This is a genomic window from Sandarakinorhabdus cyanobacteriorum, from assembly GCF_002251755.1.
Lineage (GTDB): Bacteria > Pseudomonadota > Alphaproteobacteria > Sphingomonadales > Sphingomonadaceae > Sandarakinorhabdus > Sandarakinorhabdus cyanobacteriorum.
In genome coordinates, this window is record NZ_NOXT01000115.1 from 29,616 (window position 1) to 50,437 (window position 20,822).

A 20,822-nucleotide genomic window follows, 5' to 3' on the forward strand; every position below is an offset into this window, starting at 1 on the left:
CCCCCAGCCCCTCCCGCAGGCGGGAGGGGAGCCAAGAAGGGAAGAGAAAATGACCGAAGCCTATATCTACGACACCGTCCGCACCCCACGCGGGAAGGGCCGCAAGGATGGCAAGCTGCACGAAATCACGCCGGTGCAACTGGCCACCCAGGTGCTGCAGGCGGTGCGCGACCGCAACAATATCGACACCGCCGATGTGGACGATGTGGTGCTGGGCTGCGTCTCCCCGGTGGGCGAACAGGGCAGCGACATCGCCCGCATCGCCGTGCTGAACGCCGATTATGCCGAAACCACCGCCGGCGTTCAGATCAACCGCTTCTGCGCCTCTGGCCTGGAGGCCACCAACATGGCCGCCGCCAAGGTGATGACCGGCGAAGCCATGTTCGCCATCGGCGGCGGCGTAGAGTCCATGTCCCGCGTGCCCATGGGCAGCGATGGCGCCGCCTGGGCCACCGATCCGTCGGTCGCCTTCAAGACCTATTTCGCGCCGCAGGGCATTGGCGCCGACCTCATTGCCACCAAATATGGCTTCAGCCGCAATGATGTGGATGCCTATGCGGTGGAATCGCAGCGCCGCGCTGCCCAGGCGTGGAGCGAAGGGCGGTTCAAGCGCTCGATCATGCCGGTGAAGGATGTGATCGGCGAAGTCGTGCTCGCCCATGACGAGCATATGCGCCCCAACACCGACATGCAATCGCTGGGCGGCCTTGCCCCCAGCTTCCAGGCCATCGGTGAGGCGATGCCCGGCTTCGATGCCATCGCCCTGATGCGCTATCCGGAGGTTGAGAAGATCAACCATGTCCACCACGGCGGCAACTCGTCCGGCATCGTCGATGGCGCCGCCGCCATCCTGATCGGCAACAAGGAGATGGGCGAGAAATATGGCCTGAAGCCCCGCGCCCGCATCCGCGCCATGGCCAGCATCGGCAGCGAGCCGATGATCATGCTCACCGGCCCGGAATTCGTCGCCAACAAGGTGCTGGCCCGCGCTGGCATGACCAAGGATGACATCGACCTGTTCGAACTCAATGAGGCGTTCGCGTCGGTCGTGCTGCGCTTCATGCAGGCGCTCAACATCCCGCATGACAAGATCAACGTGAACGGCGGCGCCATTGCCATGGGCCACCCCCTGGGCGCCACCGGCGCGATGATCCTGGGCACCGTGCTCGACGAACTGGAACGCACCGGCAAGGGCACCGCGCTGGTCAACCTGTGCGTGGGTGCCGGCATGGGCACCGGGACGATTATTGAGAGGGTGTAAGCGGCGCGCGGTTTGGAAGGCGTTTGCAACGCAAACGGCTGAAAACCGCCGACTCGCGTCACCCTCGGCCGGCGGGCCGCCTTTCGGCGGCTTTGCCGTCGAACAGGCGGCCCGTTCGACGTCACGGGCCAGGAACCAAAAGCGGAGCAACCAACAATGACCACCGCAATCCACACCGAACTCGATGCCGACGGCATCCTCACGCTCACCATCGACGTGCCCGGCCAGTCGATGAACGTCATCACGCCCGAAGTGCAGGCTGATCTCACCGCCGCCATCGAACGGCTGAAGACCGACGACGCCGTGAAGGGCGCGGTGCTCACCAGCGGCAAGGCCAGCGGCTTCATGGCCGGCGCGGACCTCAAGGGCATGGGCGCGCTGATGGGTGGCGGCAAGCTGCCCGAGGGCAAGAGCCGCATGGCCGCCCTGTTCGATGCCGTGTTCGGCCTCAACCGGCTGCTGCGCGATCTGGAAACCTGCGGCAAGCCGGTGGCGGCGGCCGTCAACGGCCTCGCCTTGGGCGGCGGCCTCGAATTCGTGCTGGCCTGCCATTACCGGGTGATTGCCGACAATCCCAAGATCACGCTGGGCCTGCCGGAAATCATGGTCGGCCTGTTCCCCGGCGCCGGCGGCACCCAGCGGCTGCCGCGCCTGATGGGCGTGCAGGCCGCGCTGATGTATCTGCTGCAGGGCAAGAACATGAGCCCGCAGGAAGCGCTGGGCTTTGGCGTCGCCCAGGAAGTGGCGCCGCTGGCCGAGATCGTCGCCCGCGCCAAGGCCTGGGTGAAGGCCAACCCCAATGGCGGCGTGCAGCCGTGGGATGCCAAGAATTTCAAGATGCCCGGCGGCCCCGCCACCGCCTTGAACCCCAATTTCGCGCAGATGTTCGTGGGCGGCAACGCCATGACCCATGTGAACGCCGGCGACAATATGAACGCCCCGCGCGCCATCCTGTCGGCCGTCTATGAAGGCGTTCAGGTGCCGATGGACCTCGCCATCCGCATCGAGAGCAAATATTTCGCCAAGGTGGTGGCCGACCCGCAAGCCGGCAACATGATCCGCAGCCTGTTCGTCTCGAAACAGGCCGCCGAAAAGGGCGCGCGCCGCCCGAAAGACGTGCCGCCCGCGCCGACGAAGAAGGTCGCCATGCTCGGCGCCGGCCTGATGGGCGCCGGCATCGCCATGGTCTCGGCCCAGGCCGGGATCGAGGTGGTGCTGCTCGACACCACCCAGGAAGCCGCGGAAAAGGGCAAGCAATATACCGCTGACCGGCTGGCCAAGAAGAAGACGCCGGCCGACAAGGCGCAGGCCATTCTCGACCGCATCAAGCCGACCACCGATTATGCCGATCTCGCCGGCTGCGACCTGGTGATCGAGGCGGTGTTCGAAACCCGCGAGATCAAGGCCAAGGTGACCCAGGCCACCGAGGCCGTGCTCGGCCCGGATGTGATTTTCGGTTCCAACACCTCCACCCTGCCGATCACCGGCCTGGCCGAGGCGTGGAGCAAGCCGGAAAACTTCATCGGCATCCACTTCTTCTCGCCGGTGGAAAAGATGCCGCTGGTGGAAATCATCGTCGGCAAGAAGACCGGCGCCGCCGCCATCGCCAAGGCGCTGGATTATGTCGCGCAGATCCGCAAGACTCCGATCGTGGTCAACGACAGCCGCGGTTTCTACACCTCGCGCTGCTTTGGCACCTATGTGCAGGAAGGCCTGGCGCTGCTGGGCGAAGGCACCGTGCCCGCGCTGATCGAGAATGTCGGCAAGCAGATGGGCATGCCGGTCGGCCCGCTCGCCGTGAACGACGAGGTTGGCCTCGATCTCAGCTACAAGGTGGCGCAGCAGACCAAGAAGGATCTGGGCGATGCCTACAAGGGCGGTCCGGGCGAGACCGTCATCGAAAAGATGAACGAAATCGGCCGCTTCGGGCGCAAGAATGCCAAAGGCTTCTATGTCTATCCCGAAGGCGGGGCCAAGAAGTACCTCTGGCCCGATCTGGTGCAGACGGTCGCCGGTGGCCTTGCCGATACCCAGCCTGATGCCGCCGAGGTGAAGGAACGCCTGCTCTATCGCCAGCTCGTCGAATGCGCGCGCTGCATGGGCGAAGGCGTGCTGGAAACCCCGCAGGATGGTGATCTCGGCGCCATCTTCGGCTGGGGCTTCGCGCCCTTCACCGGCGGGCCGTTCAGCGCGATGGACACGATCGGCATCGCCAATGTGGTCGCCACGCTGGATCGTCTGGCCCAGCGCCACGGCGAACGCTTCGCCCCGCCGCAATATCTGCGTGACATGGCGGCCAAGGGCGAAAGCTTCTACGGGCTGGCGGCGAAAAAGGCGGCCTGAACATCCTCCCCCTCTGGGGGAGGTGGCGCCGAAGGCGACGGAGGTGGCCGGCAAGCGCGGTCCTCTCTGCCCCCTCCGCCCTTCGGGCACCTCCCCCAGCGGGGAAGGATCATCTCTTGCGCATCTTGGCACACCACGGCACCCTCTGCGCCAAACAGAGGGCCCCGCATCATGTCCGTCGCCGCGCCGTTCGCCCTGCCCAACGGGCAGTCGTTCCGCAACCGCATCGCCAAGGCAGCGATGACGGAGGGGCTGGCCTTCAGGGATGGCCTGCCCAATCCGGCCCACGACAATCTTTACCGCCGCTGGGCGGATCGCGGCTGCGGCCTGCTCATCACCGGCAATGTCATCATCGATCGCGGCCATCTGGAGCGGCCGGGCAATGTGATCGTCGATGGCCCGCTTGGGTCCGACGGCAAGGCCGCCTGGGCGCGCTGGGCGGCGGCGGCAACCAGCAGCGGCACCCAGGCCTGGGTGCAGATCAACCACGCCGGCCGCCAGACCCAGAAAAGCGTCAACCCCCACCCGCGCGCGCCGTCCGCCGTGCCGCTGGCGCTGCCCGGCGGCCAGTTCGGCATGCCGGTGCCGCTCACCGGTGTGGAAATCCCCGATCTCATCGCCCGCTGGGCCAACGCCGCCGCCATCGCGCGCGAAGCCGGCTTCACCGGCGTGCAGGTCCATGCTGCCCACGGCTATCTCATCAGCCAGTTCCTCTCCCCGCTCGCCAACCAGCGGCGGGATGAATGGGGCGGCGCCCTTGAAAACCGCGCCCGCTTCCTCACCGAAACCGTCAAGGCCGTGCGCGCCGCGGTCGGCAGCGATTTCACCCTGTCGGTCAAGCTCAACAGCGCCGATTTCCAGAAGGGCGGCTTTGCCTTTGACGAATGCATCACAGTCGCCGGCTGGCTGGCCGATCTCGGCGTCGATTGCCTGGAACTGTCGGGCGGCACCTATGAACAGCCGGCGATGATGGACATGGAAGGTCTCACCCCGCGCGAGGAGCCGAAGCAAAGCTCCTCCCGCCAGCGTGAGGCCTATTTCGTCCAACTGGCCAAGGCGCTTATGCAGGCGAAAACCCCGCCGCTGATGGTCACCGGCGGCTTCCGCACCCTGAATGCCATGGAAGATGCCATCGCCAGCGGCATCGCGCTGGTCGGCGTCGGCCGGCCGCTGTGCGCCGAACCCGATTGCGTCACCGAGCTTGTCGACGGCCATATCGAGGAGCTGCCGCGCTTTGAAGACCGGCTGGCCATCGGCCCCGGCTGGCTGGGGCCAGCATCGCCGTTCAAGCTGGTGCGCACCATCAACGGCTTTGCCGCCCAGGCCTGGTATTATCAGCAGATCAGGCGCGTCGCCGCCAATGGGGCAGCTGAAAAGCTGAACCCGTTCAAGGCCTTCCTCGCTGAAGACAAGGAAAACAAGGCGCGGGCTTAGCCGCCCGGCAAAAACTCCGGCACCGACAGGTAACGCTCGCCCGTGTCATAGTTGAAGCCGACCACCCGCGACCCCTTGGGCAGTTCCTTCAGCTTCATCGCGATGCCCGCCAGGGTGGCACCCGAGGAGATGCCCACCAGCATGCCCTCCTCCTTGGCGGCGCGCAGGGCCCAGGCCTTGGCGTCGTCGGCCTCCACCTGCACCACCCCATCGAGCACGCTCATGTCGAGATTCTTCGGGATGAAGCCGGCGCCAATGCCCTGGATCGGGTGCGGGGAAGGGGAGCCGCCGGAAATCACCGGGCTGGCCGCCGGTTCCACCGCAAACACTTTCAACGCCGGCCAATGCTGCTTCAGCACCCGGGCGGTGCCGCTGATATGGCCGCCGGTGCCAACGCCGGTCACCAGCGCATCCGGCGGGCTGTCGGCGAAATCGGCGATGATTTCCAGCGCGGTGGTGCGTTCGTGCACGGCGATATTGGCCGGGTTTTCAAACTGCTGCGGCATCCAGGCGCCGGGCGTGGTGGCCACGATCTCCATGGCGCGGGCGATGGCGCCGTTCATGCCCTTTTCGCGCGGCGTCAGATCAAAGGTCGCGCCATAGGCCAGCATCAACCGCCGCCGCTCGATCGACATGCTCTCGGGCATGACGAGGATCAGCTTGTAGCCTTTCACCGCCGCCACCATGGCCAGGCCAATGCCGGTGTTGCCACTCGTCGGCTCCACGATGATGCCGCCGGGCTGCAGCGTGCCATCCGCCTCGGCCGCTTCCACCATGGCCAGCGCGATGCGGTCCTTGATCGATCCGCCAGGGTTCGACCGTTCCGATTTGATCCACACCTCCGCATCCGGGAACAATTTGCCCATGCGCACATGCGGCGTGCCGCCAATGGTCTCGAGGATGTTGCTGGCCTTCATGGGCGTTCCTTTCGCATGCAATCTAGGGGCCGAGCGGTCGCCCCTCAAGCCGGCTTCTGATCATCAAATCGGTCGGCCAGCCGCAATTGCGGGAAGCGCCAGGCCCACAGGATCGTCACCAGCACCGCGCCAATGCCGCCGGCCACCACCGATGGCACCGCCCCCAGATAGCGTGCCGCCAGCCCCGATTCCATTTCGCCCAGTTCGTTGCTGGCCGAAATGAACAAGCCCGACACGCTGGAGACGCGGCCGCGCATGTCATCCGCCGTGTGCAATTGGATCAGGCTGCCGCGCACAAACACGCTCACCGCATCGGCCGCGCCCAGCACGAACAGCGCCGCCAGGGACAGCGGGTAGGAGGTGGAGAGGCCGAACACCACGGTGGCCAGCCCGAACACCGCCACGCTGCCAAACATCACCGGCCCCACCCGCCGCTTCAACGGCCGGCTGGCCAGCAGCACCGCCACCAGCACGGCGCCTGCCGACGGCGCGGCCCGCAGCGGGCCCAATCCTTCGACGCCGACATGCAGCACATCGCGGGCATAAACCGGCAGCATGGCGGTCGCCCCGCCCAGCAGCACGGCAAACAGATCGAGGCTGATCGCCCCCAGCAGCACCCGGTTGTGCCGCACATAGGCAACGCCTTCGACCAGGCTGCGCCACGGGCTGATCGTTGCCGGGGCCGGGCGCGGCACCGGGCGGATGATCATCAGGCAGATCAATGTGATGGCAAAGGCGATGGTCGCCGCGCCATAGGCGGCCAATGGCGACACGGCATAAAGAAACGCGCCCAGCGGCGGGCCAAGCACCGCGCCCGATTGCCAGGAAATGCTGTTCAGCGCGATGGCCTGGGGCAGCAGCTCGCGCGGCACCAGATTGGGGGCCAGGGCGGCCATCGATGGCCCCTGAAACGCCCGGCCCACGCCCAGCAGCGCCGCCACCGTGAACAGCGCCGCCATCGAGGCAACCCCGCCGAACGAGGCCCAGGCCAGCACCCCGGCACAGCCCAGCTCCAGCGCCACGGCCGCCCGCGCGATGTGGCGCCGGTCCATCCGGTCGGCGATCACACCCACCACCAGCGCCAGGCAAAACAGCGGCAGAAACTGCGCCAGGCCAATCAGGCCCAGCAGGAAGGCGGCATCGTCCACACGGCGGGTGGCGCGCGCGATGTCATAGACCTGCCAGCCAATCACAATCACCATCATCATGCCGGCGATGGTCGCGAAAAACCGCGCCGCCCAGAACGCCCGGTAATCGCGGATCAGCAGGGGCGGCGGAATGCTGGGCATGGCCCAACCTTAGAAACTGGCCGGGCGGCTGGCAACCGCGGCCATGGCATCGCCACCGCTTTGTCAGCCGCCGCGCAATGGGTTATGCCTATGCCATGGCAACCCTGCGTCATCTTCCGGGCGTCATTCTCGCCCTCGCCCTGCTGATGGTGGGGGTGGCGCAATGGCTGCGGCCTGGGTCGGCTGGATGGATCGGTTTGGCCCTCTGGTGGCGATGCTTGCCCTGCTGCTGTCGCTGTTTGGCGGGTTCAACGCCTATGGTCTGGTGGGCGGCTTTTTCTTCGCGTCCGATTATCTGCGCTGGCCGCAGCTGGAAAGCGTGGCCTTTGCCGCCGTCGCCCTGTTGTTTGCCACCCGCGGCCTGGTGTCCACCCTGCTCGCCATGCTGACCGCCCACGATCCCGACGGACGTTAGGCCGCGAACGCATAAATATCACCCCCCGGGACGGGCTTTTCAGGCCCGAGGCGAGTGAGCAAGCGCATTGGCGGTAGCCGAAGCTACCGCCCAAGCGCGGCGAGCGCTGCTTCGGGCCATCACAGGGGGTGATATTCATGCGTTCACGGTCTAGGTGCCGGCATACCATTCATAACCGCGGTCGGGCCAATAGCCGCCCTTGCCCTGTCCGAAGGGTGCCAGACTGTCGGCCACCACGATCCGCATCAGATATTTGGCCTGCTTGTAGCCCAGTTGGCGCTCGACACGCAGCCTTATCGGCGCACCATGGGCGGTGTCGAGCGGCTGGTTGTTGAGGCTGTGGGCCAGGATCGTCTGCGGGTGGAAGGCATCAACCAGGTCGATGCTTTCATAATAGCGGCTCTTGGATTGGAGACCGCCCTTGCTGGCCTCCCCGCCATAATCATCGGCACACAGGAACACGATATAGCGGGCGCCGTCGCGCAGACCCGCGGCCTTCAGGATCGGGGCCAGTTGCGGCCCGGTCCATTGGCCGATTGCGCTCCAGCCTTCCACGCAGTCATGGCGGGTGATCTGGCTGCGCTGCGGCAGCCGTTTGAGATCAGCCAGGCTCAGGCTGAGCTCCCGGCTGACCAGTCCGGTCACCTGCAGTCGCCAATCGGCGAAGCCACCGGCCGCCAGCGCCTGCCATTCGGGGTTGGTGGGCAGTTTCGTGCCATTGGCCTTGAACACCGGCGAAATGTCCGCCGCGCTGAATTCGCGGGCCAGCCCGTCGCGGCCGACCAGCCGCTGCCAGCGCTGTGTCGCCTGTTCGCCGGATTTGATGACGGCCTGGGCGGTGGGATTGCGGGTGAGCGCGTCGCAACCGGCCAGCGCCAGGCTGGCGGGCAGGGCGGTCAGCAATTGGCGACGGGGCAGGATCATTTCGCGCCTCCGATCGTCAGGCGGCCGGTGATCATGGCGCCGATCTGCCGGATCGGACCCGACAGCAACACCAGCACCAGGTGAAGGGCCAGGAACCCGGCGATCAGGGCCATGGCGATGAAATGCACCGAGCGCGCCGATTGCCGGCCGCCCCACAGCGCATCGAGGAAGGGCCAGGCAGCGTCCATGCCCGGAGACATCGCCAGCCCGGTCAGGATGACGGTGGGAATGAGGATCAAGGTCACCCCGGCATAGGCGAGCCGCTGCAGCACTTCGTAGGAAAGGGCGGCCTCACCCTTGGGAAAGCGCAGCTTCGCATGTTCGACAATGTCGTGCCACAGATGGGCCGGGCTGAGCTGGCTGCGGCTGGGCAGTATGTCCCGCCACAGGCGGCCAGAGACGAGGCCATGGCCCAGCCAGGTGAGGCCATTCAGGATCAGCACCCAGGCAAAGAAGAAATGCCAGCTGCGCGCGGTGGCGAGGTCGCGCCCCGATGGCAGCGTGGCCCAGTGCGGAAAGGCAACGATGTTGGGTGCGCCCTTGGCCGAGGTGGAAACGCCCAGCAGGCCGCTGGTGTCAAAACGCTGATCGCCGATCTGCAGCCAGCCGCCGGGATCGCGCCACGGCGGCGATGCGCCGATTTCCAGCCATTGCCCGGCGCGGTGATCCACCGATCCGGCATCGCCCCAATAAAGGCGCGGATGGGCGCCAAAGATGTTGAGCCCGGTCATCAACAGCAGGATGATCGCCAGCGCGTTGGTCCAGTGGGTCAACCGCACCAACCAATGGTGGCGCAGCACGCGGCGTGGTGGCGGCGCCAGCATGCCCGGCGGCGGTGTGTCGAGCGGGGGAGCGGTGCTGGCCATGGTCATCCTCTCCTGCTGTTCGGGCGAAGTTGCCAAGGGGTTACATTGGGCCGCCAAATTCGCCATGATTTGCCCCATGCTGCGCATTTTTTCCGCCACCGGCAACCGCATCCTTGGCGATGGAGAGGCGCTGCCGGCCGATGCGGTGTGGATCGATCTGCTCAACCCGACCCCGGCCGAAGAGGCGCTGGTGGAAGCGGCGCTGGGCTTTGACGTGCCCACCGCCGACGACATGGCCGAAATCGAGACATCAAGCCGGCTCTATATCGACAATGATGCCATCGTGATGACGGTGACGCTGGCCACCGGCATCATCACCGAACATCCGGAAACCTGCGCGGTCAGCTTCGTGCTCGGTCGCCATCATCTGGTGACGGTGCGCTATCACGAGGTGCGCAGCTTTGACCGGTTTGCGGCGTTGGTGACCCGCAGCCCCGAAACCTGCGCCGGGCCGGCGATGGCGCTGATGGCACTGATCGATACGATCGTGGACCGGCTGGCCGATGGCTTTGAACATATCGGCCGCGAGGTGGACGCAATCTCGCGCGCCGCCTTTCGCCGGGTCGATGTGACCGAACCCGGCCGGCAGCAGCGCCGGTCGAACCTGGCGCTGCAGGCGCTGCTCACGCGGCTGGGCGGGGCGCAGGATGCGCTGTCAAAGGCGCGCGAATCGTCGGTGTCCCTCACCCGGGCGCTGTCGTTCCTGCAGTTCGCGGCACCGAAGGATGCGGGCCTTGCTGCCCAGATCAAGACGCAGCTGCGCGATCTGGCCAGCCTGTCGGACCAGGCGACCTATATTGGCGGCAATCTCACCTTCCTGCTCGATGCCACGCTGGGCCTGATCAGCATCGAACAGAATGCGGTGTTCAAGATTTTCTCGGTGGCCAGCATCATCTTTTTGCCGCCCACACTGGTGGCCGGCATTTACGGCATGAATTTCGCGCATATGCCGGAACTGCAGTGGCTGTGGGGCTATCCGATGGCGCTGGGCATCATGCTGGCGGCGGCCATCCTGCCCTATGCCCTGTTCCGCTGGCGCGGCTGGCTCTGACCCTCAAGGCGGATCGAGCGCGCAGCCATATTCCGGATCAAAGCGCGCGGTGCGGCTGGAGAGCAGCGGCACCCGGGCGGTGACGGTCCGCTTCGCCGTGTCATCCTCGATCTGGACCACCTCGGTGCCCGGCTCGCGGTCGGTCTCGCAACTGGCCATGTCGCGCCCGCCGACATAGCGGCAGGAACAGACGACATGGGCGATATAGCCGGTGGCGAGCTGGGCCTGCTTGCCAGTGGTGGAATATCTGAGGCCGAGCCAGCCGCCGGCCGCGAGGGTGAGGAGCAGCACCGGACCCCACACCAGCCAGCGGATGCGGCGGGTGGGAGCAGGCGGCGGCGATGACGTGTCACTTGCCAGCATGGGGGCAGGGCCTCTAGCGTGGGTTTCATGACAAGGTGCGCAATCCCGGCCCGGCTGGCAAGCCTGCTGCTGTTTCTCACAGCGGCCATGCCGGCGGCTGCGCAGCCCCTGGCCGTGCCGGCGCGGATTCCGGCCACGGCGCCGGTTTCGGCACTGCCGGCAGCCGATGCCTTCTTCACCGATCCCCGGCTCGGCGAAACCCGGGCGCTGATCGTGATGCAGGGTGGCCAGCGTATCTATGAACGTTATGGCACCGGCATCGGGCCGGGCACGCGGCTGATCAGCTGGTCGATGGCAAAGTCCATCACCGCCACCCTGATCGGCGAGCTGGTGGGCGACGGCAAATTGCAACTGGATGTGCCCGCCCCGGTGCCGGAATGGCGGGCCGACGCGCGCGGCAAGATCACGCTCAGGCAGCTGCTGCACATGGCGTCGGGCGTTAAGCATATCGAGGCCGGGCCGCAGCCCGAGATTGCCGACACCAACCGCGCGCTGTTTGCCGACACATCGGCCGATATCTACAAGGCGGCGGTGACCGAGCCGGCCGAGGTGCCGCCGGGCACGCGCTTTCAATACAACACGCTGACCAGCCATATCCTCGCCCGCATCGTGGCCGACAGCATCGCACCCGGTGCCGATCCGGCGACGCGGCGGGCGAAAACCCGCCAGTTCATCAATGATCGCCTGGCCGGGCCGGCGGGCATGCCATCGCTGCTGTGCGAATTCGATCCGGCCGGCACGCTTTATGGCGGTTCGCTCTGCCATGCGACCGCGCGGGACTGGGCGGCCTTTGGCCAGCTTTATCTGGATGGCGGCGTGGTGGCCGGTGTCCAGGTGGTGCGGCCCGATTGGGTGCAGTTCGTGCGCACCCCGTCGCCGGCCAATCCCGGCTATGGCGGGCAATTCTGGCTGAACCGCCGCCCGGCCGATGGCAAGGATCGCGCCCTGTTCTGGCGTGTCGGCCCGGCCGATGCCTTTGCCGCCATCGGCCATCTTGGCCAATATGTGATCGTGGTGCCTTCAAAACGGCTGGTGATCGTGCGGCTGGGCAAGACCCAGGATGATGTGCTGCAGCCGGTGCGCGATGGCCTGGCGCGGCTGGTGGCGAGTGTGCCCTGATGGCTGATTATCGCCTGATCGACATCAAGCTTGATGAACGCACCATCCTGTGGCGCAACGCCGATATCGAGCAGGAGCGGCGGGTTGCCATTTTCGATCTGCTGGAAGGCAATGAATTCAAGCCGGTGGCGGCAAGCGATGCCGGGCACCACGGGCCCTACAAGCTGCTGCTGGGCGTGGAGGATGGCCGGCTGGAGGTGACGGTTTCGGATGCCGAGGACCGGCCGGTGGACCAGTTCCAGGTTGCGCTGTCCCCGTTCCGGCGCACCATCCGCGAATATTTCGCCATTTGCGACAGCTATTATCAGGCGATCCGCCAATCCTCGCCCCAACAGATCGAAACCATCGACATGGCGCGGCGCGGCATCCACAATGATGCGGCCGAGCTGTTGAAGGAACGGCTGGAGACGCGCGCCATCGTCGATTTCGACACCGCGCGCCGGCTGTTCACCCTGATCTGCGTGCTTCATATCAAAGGCCACTGATGTCCGTTCTTTCCGACCGCTGGATCCGTGAGCAGGCCCAGGCCACGGGCATGATCGAACCGTTCGTGGAGCGGCAGACGCGTGGCGGCTGCATTTCCTTTGGCCTGTCGAGTTACGGCTATGACGCGCGGGTGGCGGACGAGTTCAAGATCTTCACCAATGTCGATTCGGCGGTGGTCGATCCCAAGGATTTCCAGGCCAACAGTTTTGTCGACCGCAAGACCGATGTGTGCGTGATCCCGCCCAACAGTTTCGCGCTGGCCCGCACGGTTGAATATTTCCGCATCCCGCGCGATGTGCTGGTGATCTGCCTGGGCAAGTCCACCTATGCCCGCTGCGGCATCATCGTGAACGTGACGCCGCTGGAACCCGGCTGGGAAGGCCATGTCACGCTGGAATTTTCCAACACCACGCCGCTGCCGGCCAAAATCTATGCCAACGAAGGCGCCTGCCAGTTTCTGTTCCTGAAAGGGAACGAGCCGTGCGAGACCAGCTATGCGGACCGCGCCGGCAAATATATGGGCCAGCGCGGGGTCACCTTGCCGAAGCTTTGAATTCAGGCTAAATCTGGCCAGAAAGGATCAAAAAATGGCCAGATATTCGGTGGTGGAAGCCAAGAACAATCTTTCCGCCCTGATCGATGCTGCGCAGGCCGGCGAGGAGGTGGTGATCACCCGCCATGGCAAGCCGGCAGCCCGGATGGTCCCATCCCGCGCGCCGGAGGAGGCTGAACCGCCATCGATGGCGGTGGTGCTCGATGAATTGCGCCAGTTGCGTGCATCGGTCCCGGCCACCGGCCTGTCGCGTGCGGCGCTGATCCGGCAATTGCGGGATGAAGGCTATTGAGCATCTACCTCGATGCCAGCGTGCTGGTGCCCCTGTTTCACGAAGAGGCCAGCACGGCGGCTGTGACGCGGTTGATGGCCGACCAGGCGCAATCGCCGATCATAAGCCGGTTTGCGGCTGGCGAAACGGCATCGGCGTTTTCACGATTGTGGCGCATGGCGCTGATCAACAGGGAAACAGCCGATGCCATGCTGGCCGGCCTGGATCGCCTGATCGCAAGTCGCGCTGCCGTGCCAACGCTGCATGATGCGGATATTGGCGCTGCTGCCGATCTGGTGCGACGATTCGCACTGAAACTGCGCTTGCCCGATGCAATTCATCTGGCCGTGTGCATGCGGCGCGGTCTCATTCTCGCCACGCTGGACGATCTGCTGGCCGACGCCGCCCGTGCCCTTGGTGTCGCGCATATTGTCCCCGCCTGATTTGCCGTTGGCCAAGGGGCTGGCGCCCCGCTAACGACGCAGCATGAACGCCGCGACCCCCACCATGCGCGATGGCCTGATCGCGGGCCTTGGCGCCTATGTGATCTGGGGCCTGATGCCGCTCTATCTGCGGCTGATGCAGGGTGTGCCGGCCGGCGATGTGCTGGGCCATCGCATCGCCTGGTCGCTGCTGGTGCTGTCGCTGGTGCTGGCCCTGTCGGCCGGCTGGCAGCGGCTGCGGCCGATCCTGGCCAACCGCCGCCTGCTGCTGCTGTTGCTCGCTTCGGCGCTGGCCATCGGGGTCAACTGGCTGGTCTATACCTGGGCGATCCTCGCCGGCCATGCGCTCGACACGTCGCTGGGCTATTTCATCAATCCGCTGCTCAACGTGCTGTTCGGTGTCGCGCTGCTGGGCGAACGGCTGTCGCGGTTGCAATGGGCGGCGGTGGCGCTCGCGGCAGCCGGGGTGGCGGTGCAGACCATCGCTTTGGGCTATCTGCCGTGGATCAGCCTGACGCTGGCGGTGTCCTTCGGCCTTTATGGCCTGTTCCGCAAGAAGGCGGCGGTGGATGGCCTGTCGGGCCTGTTTGTCGAAACCCTGCTGCTGGCGCCGCTGGCGCTCGGCTGGCTCGCCACCCGGCCCTACAGCCTCACGGATCTGCCCGGTTGGCAGCTGGCGGTGCTGGCGGCGAGCGGGGTGGTGACGGCGACGCCGCTGCTGTTGTTCGGCCGGGCGGCGCGGGTGCTGCCGCTGTCCACCCTTGGCCTGCTGCAATATCTGTCGCCCACGCTGGTGATGATCGAGGCGGTGACGCTGTTTGGCGAAACCCTCAGCCCGGCGCGGCTGGCGGCGTTCGGCTGCATCTGGGCGGGCCTGGCGCTCTACACCTGGAGCATGCGGCCAGTGGCGCAACCTGCCGCAACACGCTAAAGCCTGTTCATGGACAAGATCGTCATCCGCGGGGGCCGACCGCTCAAGGGCCGCATCCAGATTTCCGGCGCCAAGAACGCCGCGCTCACGCTGATGCCGTGCGCGCTGCTCACTGATGAGCCGCTGACCTTGCGCAACCTGCCGCGCCTGGCGGATATCGACACGTTCGGCCATCTGCTCAACAACCATGGCCTGTCCACCACCATCGAAGGCTCCAGCCCCGATGAATTCGGCCGGGTGATGACGGTCCGCGCCAACCGCATCACCTCAACCCTCGCTCCCTATGATATCGTGCGCAAGATGCGCGCCTCCATCCTGGTGCTGGGGCCGCTCCTGGCCCGCGCGGGCGAGGCGACCGTGTCGCTGCCGGGCGGCTGCGCCATCGGCAACCGCCCGATCGATCTGCACCTGAAGGCGCTGGAGCATCTGGGCGCCGAAATCGAGCTCGCCGCCGGCTATGTGAAGGCCACCGCGCCCAAGGGCGGGCTGCCGGGCGGCAAATATGTCTTCCCGATCGTGTCGGTGGGGGCGACGGAAAATGCGGTCATGGCGGCCGTGCTGGCCAAGGGCGTTTCCGTGCTGGAAAATGTCGCGCGCGAGCCGGAAATCGTTGATCTGTGCAACTGCCTGGTGGCGATGGGCGCCAAGATCCAGGGCATCGGCACCGAGAAGTTGACCATCACCGGTGTGAAGGAACTGCATGGTGCCACCTATGCCGTGATGCCCGATCGCATCGAGGCCGGCAGCTATGCCTGCGCCGCCGCCATCGCGGGGGGTGAGGTGGAACTGGTCGGCGCGTCGGCCGAGGATCTGGGCGTCACGCTCGACATGCTGCACGAAGCCGGCGTCGAAACCGCGCCGACCGCCGATGGCATCATGGTGCGGCGCACCGGCCAGATGAAGGGCATCAATGTCTCGACCGCGCCTTATCCCGGCTTTGCCACCGACATGCAGGCGCAGTTCATGGCGATGCTTACCGTGGCCGATGGGGCGTCGCTGCTGACGGAAACCATCTTCGAAAACCGCTTCATGCATGTGCCCGAACTGGCGCGCATGGGGGCGGACATCACGGTGCGCGGCCGCTCCGCCATCGTGCGCGGCGTGCCGAAGCTGTTTGGCGCGCCGGTGATGGCGACGGACTTGCGCGCCTCCATGAGCCTGGTGCTGGCCGGGCTGGCGGCGGAAGGTGAAACCACCGTCAGCCGCATCTATCACCTCGATCGCGGTTACGAGCGGCTGGAGGAAAAGCTGCAGGCGGTGGGCGCCGATATCGAGCGGGTTGGCGATGGCTGACCCCGGATCGCAGTCCGGGGCAAGCCGATTGGCGCTCCTCGGGCAGGAGCCGGACGACATCGCAACCTTTTCGGCGCTGTTGCAGGATGCCACGCTGCGGCTGGCCGATGTCGGCTATGATCGCAAGGCGCGGCGCCTGGCCTGCCTCGTCAACCGTTTTCGCCGTGAAGTTGATGCCCCCAGCCGCATCCGCTGCGCCTTCCGCATCGAAACCGTGGGCGCCGTGCAGCGCGCCGGCTGGCCGGCGGACCCGGAGGCGGTGACGGCGATCCTGTCGCTGGACAGGCAGGGCGACTGGCTGGTGATCACCTGTGCCGGCGGCATCGCCATCCGGGCGCGGGTGGAAGTGATCGAGCTGGTGCTGGAGGATATGGGCGAGCCGTGGGCGACGACGCGGGTGCCCAGCCACGATTGACGCGGCCCAACGCTTTGCATCCTGCAACGGCATTTTCGCATATTGCATCAACACAAATCGCGAAATGCGAAAATCGCGGCGGCGGCTGCCGGCCGGACAGGCTGATTGCTGACCAATCCAATTGGCACGGCTCTTGCCAATAGGTGGAGAGGGCCGTTGCACGGAGCGCATAGTGAAGGGCGTCATCTTTTCGGAAATGATCCGATGGGTCGAAGAATGCCTTTCGCCGGCGGTGGCCGACCGGATGATTACTGGCGCGAATTTGCCAAACGAGGGCAGCTACACCTCGGTCGGCAGCTATCCGCACCAGGAAGCCTTGGCGATGATGGGTCAACTCGTCGAGATCACCGGTCGGCCAGCGCATGACCTGTGCCATGATTATGGCTATTGGCTCGCCACCCGCTTCGTGCAGCTTTATCCGCAGATGTTCAACGGCTACACCGATGCCCTCACCCTGTTGCGCGATATCGACAACAAGCACAACACCGAGGTGGTGAAGCTCTATCCCGATGCCCGCACCCCGGCGATCATTGCCAGTGTTGATGGCGAGGATTTGGTGATTTCCTATGCCTCGCATCGGCCATTTGCCGATGTGGCATGGGGATTGGTGCATGGTTATATTGCCTATTGTGGCCAAACCGCCCAGTATATCGTCACGCGCGACGAGACCACACCCGGACCGCACGCTGCCCGCTTCGTCATCAACCGGGCTTGAGCGCCGCGGTGATGCGGCACTAGAGTGCGCCGTGTGCAGGGAGCATGAGCGTGGCGGCTGGTTTTGACCCACGGATCGCCAATCTGGAGGCCGAGATCGAGCTGCTGAGTCGCAGGCTCGCCCGCGCCGAACGCGCCCGCTCCGAAGCCGAAGCCCTGCTCGAAGACAAGAGCCGCGTGCTGGCCAACGCCAACCGCGAATTGCGCGCCAATCGCGAACTGCTGCGCGGCCAGCTTGATCAACGCACCCGCCAGCTGCTCGATGCCCAGCGGGTCGCGGGCTTTGGCACCATGGTCTGGGATGTGGAGCGCAAGGTCGGCGAACTTTCCCCTCATGCCCAGGCCCTGCTCGGCATGCCGGGCGTTGATGAAATCGACACGCTGAGCATCTTCGATCACCTCACCCACCCAGATGATCGCCAGCCATTGCGCGATTATGCCACCCTGATGATCCGCCGCGCCGTGGCATTGCGCGCCAATCCGCTGGCCGAGGCGCCAGCCTGCCCCAGGGGCCATGCCGCCACCGAACATTGCGCCACCTGCCGCGACCGCCGCCAGTGTGATGACATGTTCGAAGTGCGCATCCAGCCGGGCGGCGGTGTTGAGCGCAACCTGCGCCTCAAGGCCCAGGTGCATATCCCGGCCAATCTGGGCAAGGTGCTGGTGTTCCTCACCATCCAGGATGTCACCGCCGAGCTGGCTGCGGCCCGTGAAGCCGAACGGCTGCGCCTTCAGGATCAGCAGCGCCTGGCAGACCTCGAAGCCCTGACCCGCGATCTGGAACAGGCACGCCAGGCCGCCGAACAGGCCAATGCCGCCAAGAGCCGGTTCCTGGCGATGATGAGCCACGACATCCGCACGCCGATGAACGGCGTGATCGGCATGCTGCAATTGTTCGATGATGCCGGCTTGACCGAGGACCAGCGCCGCACCATCAGCCATGTGCGCGCCAGCAGCGAGCAGTTGCGCATGTTGCTGGACGACATCATCGATCTGGAGCGGGCCGAATCCGGCAAGCTCACCCTCAACCCGCAACCGCTTGGCCTGTCGGAATTCCTGCACGATGCCATCGGCTTCTGGCAAAAGGTCGCGGCCGAAAAGGGCCTGGAGATGACGCTCGAGCGTGCCGCCTTCATTCCCGGTCAGAAACTGGTGGAATGGGTTCTGGCTGATCGATACCGCCTGCGCCAGCTGGTGGACAATATGCTGAGCAATGCCATCAAATATACGCGGGCCGGCAGCATCCGCATCCGCATGGGCAATATTGCACCGGGTCGCGCCCGCTATGAGGTGATCGATACCGGCATCGGCATTCCAGAAGCCCGGCGCCGCGAATTGTTCGAGGATTTTGGCCAACTGCGCATGGATGGTGTGGGGGAGGGTGGCGCCGGTCTCGGTCTTGCCATTTGCCGCCGCATTGTCGAGCTGATGGGCGGCACCATCGGCGTGGATGGCAATGAAGATGGCCCTGGCAGCCGTTTCTGGATCGAATTGCCAATCACCCATATCCCGCCGCCACAACAACCCAGCCGCCCGGCCTCGCTTCTGCTGACACGGCCTGATGGCGGCCGTCCGCGTATCCTTGTGGCAGAAGACTTTGAAACCAACCGCATCGTGGCGCGTGGCCTGCTCGGCCGGCTGGGCTGTGATGTCGAACTGGTCAACGATGGCGAAGCCGCCGTTGACCGCGCTGCCATCGGCGGCATCGATCTGGTGCTGATGGACATATCGATGCCGGTGATGAGCGGCATCGAGGCGACCCGCCAGATCCGCGCCCTGCCGGGGCCGGAGGCTACCGTGCCCATCCTGGCGCTGTCGGCCTATTCCCGGCCTGAGGAACTGGAGCCAATCCTTACCGCCGGCGCCTGCGGCCACGTCGGCAAGCCGATCCGCATCGAGGAACAGCACATGGCCATCGCCCGCATCCTGCTACCGGGAGCTTGCCCGGATGCCTGATCGCCAGCGCCCGGACGATTGGGCCATCGACATCGAACAGGTGACGGCCCTGTTCGCCGATCTTGACCGGGATACCCGCACGCTGTTGCTGGATGCCGCCCAGCGCGATCTGGCCGAATGGACCGACCGGCTGGTGGTGGCGTGGGATAGCGGCGACGAGGAAGGCCAGCGCCGCGCCCGCCATTCCCTGAAGGGCCTGTGCGGCAATTTCGGTGCGTCCGGGCTGCTGGCCCTGTGCGAGGCCGATCTCTCCGAGCCCGGTGTTGCCAACCGCCTGCAATCGGCCCGCGCCGCCACTGCCGCCGCCCTCGCCAACCTGGTCGCCGAACTGCCTCAATAGGCGCCCCGCGCCGTCAGCACCGCCGGCACTGTCTGCAGGATCAGCATGAGATCGGTCAGGAAATTGCGGCCTTCCAGATAGGCGATGTCCAGCTCGGCCTGGCGTGCAAAGGGGATTTCGGCCCGGCCGCTCACCTGCCAGGTGCAGGTCAGGCCCGGGCGGCCGGCGAGGCGGCGGCGCTGGGCCGGGGTATAGTCCAGCACCTCGCGCACCAGCGCTGGGCGCGGGCCCACCACCGTCATGTCGCCGGCCACGATGTTGATCAGCTGCGGCAGTTCATCGATCGACAGGCGGCGCAGCAGCCGGCCCACGCGCGTCACCCGCGGATCATCGCGCATCTTGAAGCTGGTGCCGGCCCGATCCGACAGGGCACGGATCGCCGCCAGCCGGGCTTCGGCATCGACATGCATCGACCGGAATTTCCACATCGAAAACGGCCGCCCGCCGGCCCCGATGCGGGTCTGGCGGAAAAACACCGGGCCGCCATCTTCCAGCCTTATGGCCAGCGCCACGGCGGCAAGGATCGGCGCCAGCACCAGCAGCGCCAACCCGGCCGACAAGAGATCAAAGGCCCGCTTGCCAGCCAGCGAGGCGGCGCGGTCCAGCCCGCGCGCCGCCCAGCCATGGGCCAGGGCCCGCGCCACAAACAGCGGATTGCCGATGACATAGCGGCGGAACAGCCGGCGCGGTTCCTGCAGCAGGCGCCACACCCATTCACAGCCCACCGCCCGGAACGCCAGCGGCGCGCGCGGGATGGCACCGGAATAATAATCAACCAGCCCGCCCACGCCCATGACGATGCGGGCATTCAGCCGGTGACGCACCTCGGCAATCCAGGTTTCCTGCAACGGCACGCCAAAGCCGACCAGCAGGATGGCGGCGCCCGATGCATTGATGCGATCGATCATCGCATCATCCTGCGCCCGATCGAAATAGCCGTTGGCGGTGCCGGCAACGCGCAGCTGCGGTTCGGCCGTGGCCATGGCGCGGGCGGCGGCAGCGGCCACCCCCGGCTTGCCGCGCAGGAAAAACACCGATTGGCCGCGCCGGGCGGCGTGATGGCACAGGTCGGGCAGCAGATCGGTGCTGTTCAGATTGTCGCCCATCGGCTGCCCGGCGAGCTTTGCCGCCAGCTTCAGCCCGCTGCCATCGGGCAACAGCATGTCGGCCGCGGCCAGCGCCTGGCGATAGGCCGGATCATGCAGGCTGTTGATGCAATGCGCGTTGACGAACTGGATGGTGGCACATTCGCCGGCCTGCGCCATCGCGGCCAGCTCCTCGGCCATCGCCGCCCGGCGGGCGTTGACCAGTTCCAGATCGAACAGCCGGGTCGGCTGGCCCTGATCAAGACGGGCACGCCACGGATTGGCTACCGCCGGCGGCAGCAAGGCATCAGACGGGGTGCGGAAATTCCTGAACATGCGGGGCTCCTGGTTGA

General features: G+C 66.0%; 22 protein-coding genes. 16 read left to right on the forward strand and 6 right to left on the reverse strand.

What is annotated here, in order from left to right:
• The first annotated feature begins 49 nt into the window (after positions 1-49).
• From CHU93_RS11200 to CHU93_RS11210, 3 genes are all read left to right on the forward strand, one after another.
• Positions 50-1,261, forward strand: a complete 1,212-nt coding sequence (locus CHU93_RS11200; RefSeq protein WP_094474122.1) for an acetyl-CoA C-acetyltransferase — start codon at positions 50-52, stop codon at positions 1,259-1,261.
• A 156-nt stretch (positions 1,262-1,417) separates the two neighbouring features.
• Positions 1,418-3,604, forward strand: a complete 2,187-nt coding sequence (locus tag CHU93_RS11205; protein ID WP_094474123.1) for a 3-hydroxyacyl-CoA dehydrogenase NAD-binding domain-containing protein — start codon at positions 1,418-1,420, stop codon at positions 3,602-3,604.
• 171 nt (positions 3,605-3,775) lie between these two features.
• Positions 3,776-5,038 (forward strand): oxidoreductase, encoded by a 1,263-nt coding sequence (locus tag CHU93_RS11210; RefSeq protein WP_094474124.1) that lies wholly within the window; start codon positions 3,776-3,778, stop codon positions 5,036-5,038.
• On the opposite strand, the gene cysK is transcribed toward CHU93_RS11210, so the two are convergent.
• Together cysK and CHU93_RS11220 are read right to left on the reverse strand one after the other, a co-directional pair.
• Complete coding sequence (cysK, locus tag CHU93_RS11215; protein ID WP_094474125.1) at positions 5,035-5,955, reverse strand: cysteine synthase A; 921 nt, start codon at positions 5,953-5,955, stop codon at positions 5,035-5,037. The two genes, CHU93_RS11210 and cysK, sit on opposite strands and share 4 nt — an antisense overlap.
• Positions 5,956-5,999: 44 nt before the next feature.
• Positions 6,000-7,244, reverse strand: coding sequence for an MFS transporter (locus tag CHU93_RS11220; RefSeq protein ID WP_094474126.1), 1,245 nt, complete (start codon positions 7,242-7,244; stop codon positions 6,000-6,002).
• Between the two features lie 163 nt (positions 7,245-7,407).
• Between CHU93_RS11220 and CHU93_RS11225 the strand changes: the two genes are divergently transcribed.
• Complete coding sequence (locus CHU93_RS11225) at positions 7,408-7,659, forward strand: hypothetical protein (protein ID WP_094474127.1); 252 nt, start codon at positions 7,408-7,410, stop codon at positions 7,657-7,659.
• A 150-nt stretch (positions 7,660-7,809) separates the two neighbouring features.
• Here the strand turns inward: CHU93_RS11225 and CHU93_RS11230 are convergent, their stop codons facing one another.
• Both CHU93_RS11230 and CHU93_RS11235 read right to left on the reverse strand, forming a co-directional pair.
• On the reverse strand, positions 7,810-8,583 hold the full coding sequence (locus CHU93_RS11230) for a molybdopterin-dependent oxidoreductase (protein ID WP_094474128.1): 774 nt from the start codon (positions 8,581-8,583) through the stop codon (positions 7,810-7,812).
• Positions 8,580-9,449 (reverse strand): cytochrome b/b6 domain-containing protein, encoded by an 870-nt coding sequence (locus CHU93_RS11235; RefSeq protein WP_243375582.1) that lies wholly within the window; start codon positions 9,447-9,449, stop codon positions 8,580-8,582. Before CHU93_RS11235 ends, CHU93_RS11230 begins: the two co-directional genes overlap by 4 nt.
• 64 nt (positions 9,450-9,513) lie before the next feature.
• Here CHU93_RS11235 and CHU93_RS11240 point away from each other — a divergent pair, with 64 nt between their 5' ends.
• Positions 9,514-10,500 (forward strand): magnesium transporter CorA family protein, encoded by a 987-nt coding sequence (locus CHU93_RS11240; protein ID WP_165768706.1) that lies wholly within the window; start codon positions 9,514-9,516, stop codon positions 10,498-10,500.
• Between the two features lie 3 nt (positions 10,501-10,503).
• On the opposite strand, the gene CHU93_RS11245 is transcribed toward CHU93_RS11240, so the two are convergent.
• The gene (locus CHU93_RS11245; protein WP_165768707.1) at positions 10,504-10,863 is read right to left on the reverse strand and encodes a hypothetical protein; all 360 of its coding nucleotides are present in this window, start codon (positions 10,861-10,863) and stop codon (positions 10,504-10,506) included.
• Positions 10,864-10,890: 27 nt separating this feature from the next.
• On the opposite strand from CHU93_RS11245, the gene CHU93_RS11250 reads away from it, so the two are divergent.
• From CHU93_RS11250 to CHU93_RS11300, 11 genes are all read left to right on the forward strand, one after another.
• Positions 10,891-11,982, forward strand: a complete 1,092-nt coding sequence (locus CHU93_RS11250) for a serine hydrolase domain-containing protein (protein ID WP_094474130.1) — start codon at positions 10,891-10,893, stop codon at positions 11,980-11,982.
• A complete protein-coding gene (locus tag CHU93_RS11255; protein WP_086116058.1) occupies positions 11,982-12,467 on the forward strand; it encodes a UPF0262 family protein in 486 nt (161 codons plus the stop codon). The genes CHU93_RS11250 and CHU93_RS11255 overlap by 1 nt, the downstream gene beginning before the upstream one ends.
• A complete protein-coding gene (gene dcd / locus CHU93_RS11260; RefSeq protein WP_086116059.1) occupies positions 12,467-13,021 on the forward strand; it encodes a dCTP deaminase in 555 nt (184 codons plus the stop codon). Before CHU93_RS11255 ends, dcd begins: the two co-directional genes overlap by 1 nt.
• Positions 13,022-13,055: 34 nt before the next feature.
• Entirely contained in the window at positions 13,056-13,313 is a 258-nt protein-coding gene (locus CHU93_RS11265; protein ID WP_094474131.1) for a type II toxin-antitoxin system Phd/YefM family antitoxin, read from the forward strand.
• Complete coding sequence (locus tag CHU93_RS11270) at positions 13,310-13,735, forward strand: type II toxin-antitoxin system VapC family toxin (RefSeq protein WP_094474132.1); 426 nt, start codon at positions 13,310-13,312, stop codon at positions 13,733-13,735. The genes CHU93_RS11265 and CHU93_RS11270 overlap by 4 nt, the downstream gene beginning before the upstream one ends.
• A gap of 43 nt (positions 13,736-13,778) precedes the next feature.
• On the forward strand, positions 13,779-14,666 hold the full coding sequence (rarD, locus tag CHU93_RS11275; protein WP_086116062.1) for an EamA family transporter RarD: 888 nt from the start codon (positions 13,779-13,781) through the stop codon (positions 14,664-14,666).
• Between the two features lie 9 nt (positions 14,667-14,675).
• Entirely contained in the window at positions 14,676-15,959 is a 1,284-nt protein-coding gene (murA, locus tag CHU93_RS11280) for a UDP-N-acetylglucosamine 1-carboxyvinyltransferase (RefSeq protein WP_094474133.1), read from the forward strand.
• A 28-nt stretch (positions 15,960-15,987) separates the two neighbouring features.
• Positions 15,988-16,374 carry a DUF2948 family protein gene (locus CHU93_RS11285; RefSeq protein WP_165768708.1) on the forward strand — a complete coding sequence of 129 codons (387 nt, stop codon included), beginning with the start codon at positions 15,988-15,990 and terminating at the stop codon, positions 16,372-16,374.
• A gap of 172 nt (positions 16,375-16,546) precedes the next feature.
• Complete coding sequence (locus CHU93_RS11290) at positions 16,547-17,089, forward strand: heme NO-binding domain-containing protein (RefSeq protein WP_094474135.1); 543 nt, start codon at positions 16,547-16,549, stop codon at positions 17,087-17,089.
• A 50-nt stretch (positions 17,090-17,139) separates the two neighbouring features.
• Positions 17,140-19,044 (forward strand): ATP-binding protein, encoded by a 1,905-nt coding sequence (locus CHU93_RS11295; protein WP_165768709.1) that lies wholly within the window; start codon positions 17,140-17,142, stop codon positions 19,042-19,044.
• Entirely contained in the window at positions 19,037-19,384 is a 348-nt protein-coding gene (locus tag CHU93_RS11300; RefSeq protein WP_094474138.1) for an Hpt domain-containing protein, read from the forward strand. Before CHU93_RS11295 ends, CHU93_RS11300 begins: the two co-directional genes overlap by 8 nt.
• Here the strand turns inward: CHU93_RS11300 and CHU93_RS11305 are convergent.
• Positions 19,378-20,805, reverse strand: a complete 1,428-nt coding sequence (locus CHU93_RS11305; RefSeq protein WP_094474140.1) for a WecB/TagA/CpsF family glycosyltransferase — start codon at positions 20,803-20,805, stop codon at positions 19,378-19,380. The two genes, CHU93_RS11300 and CHU93_RS11305, sit on opposite strands and share 7 nt — an antisense overlap.
• Positions 20,806-20,822: the final 17 nt, after the last annotated feature.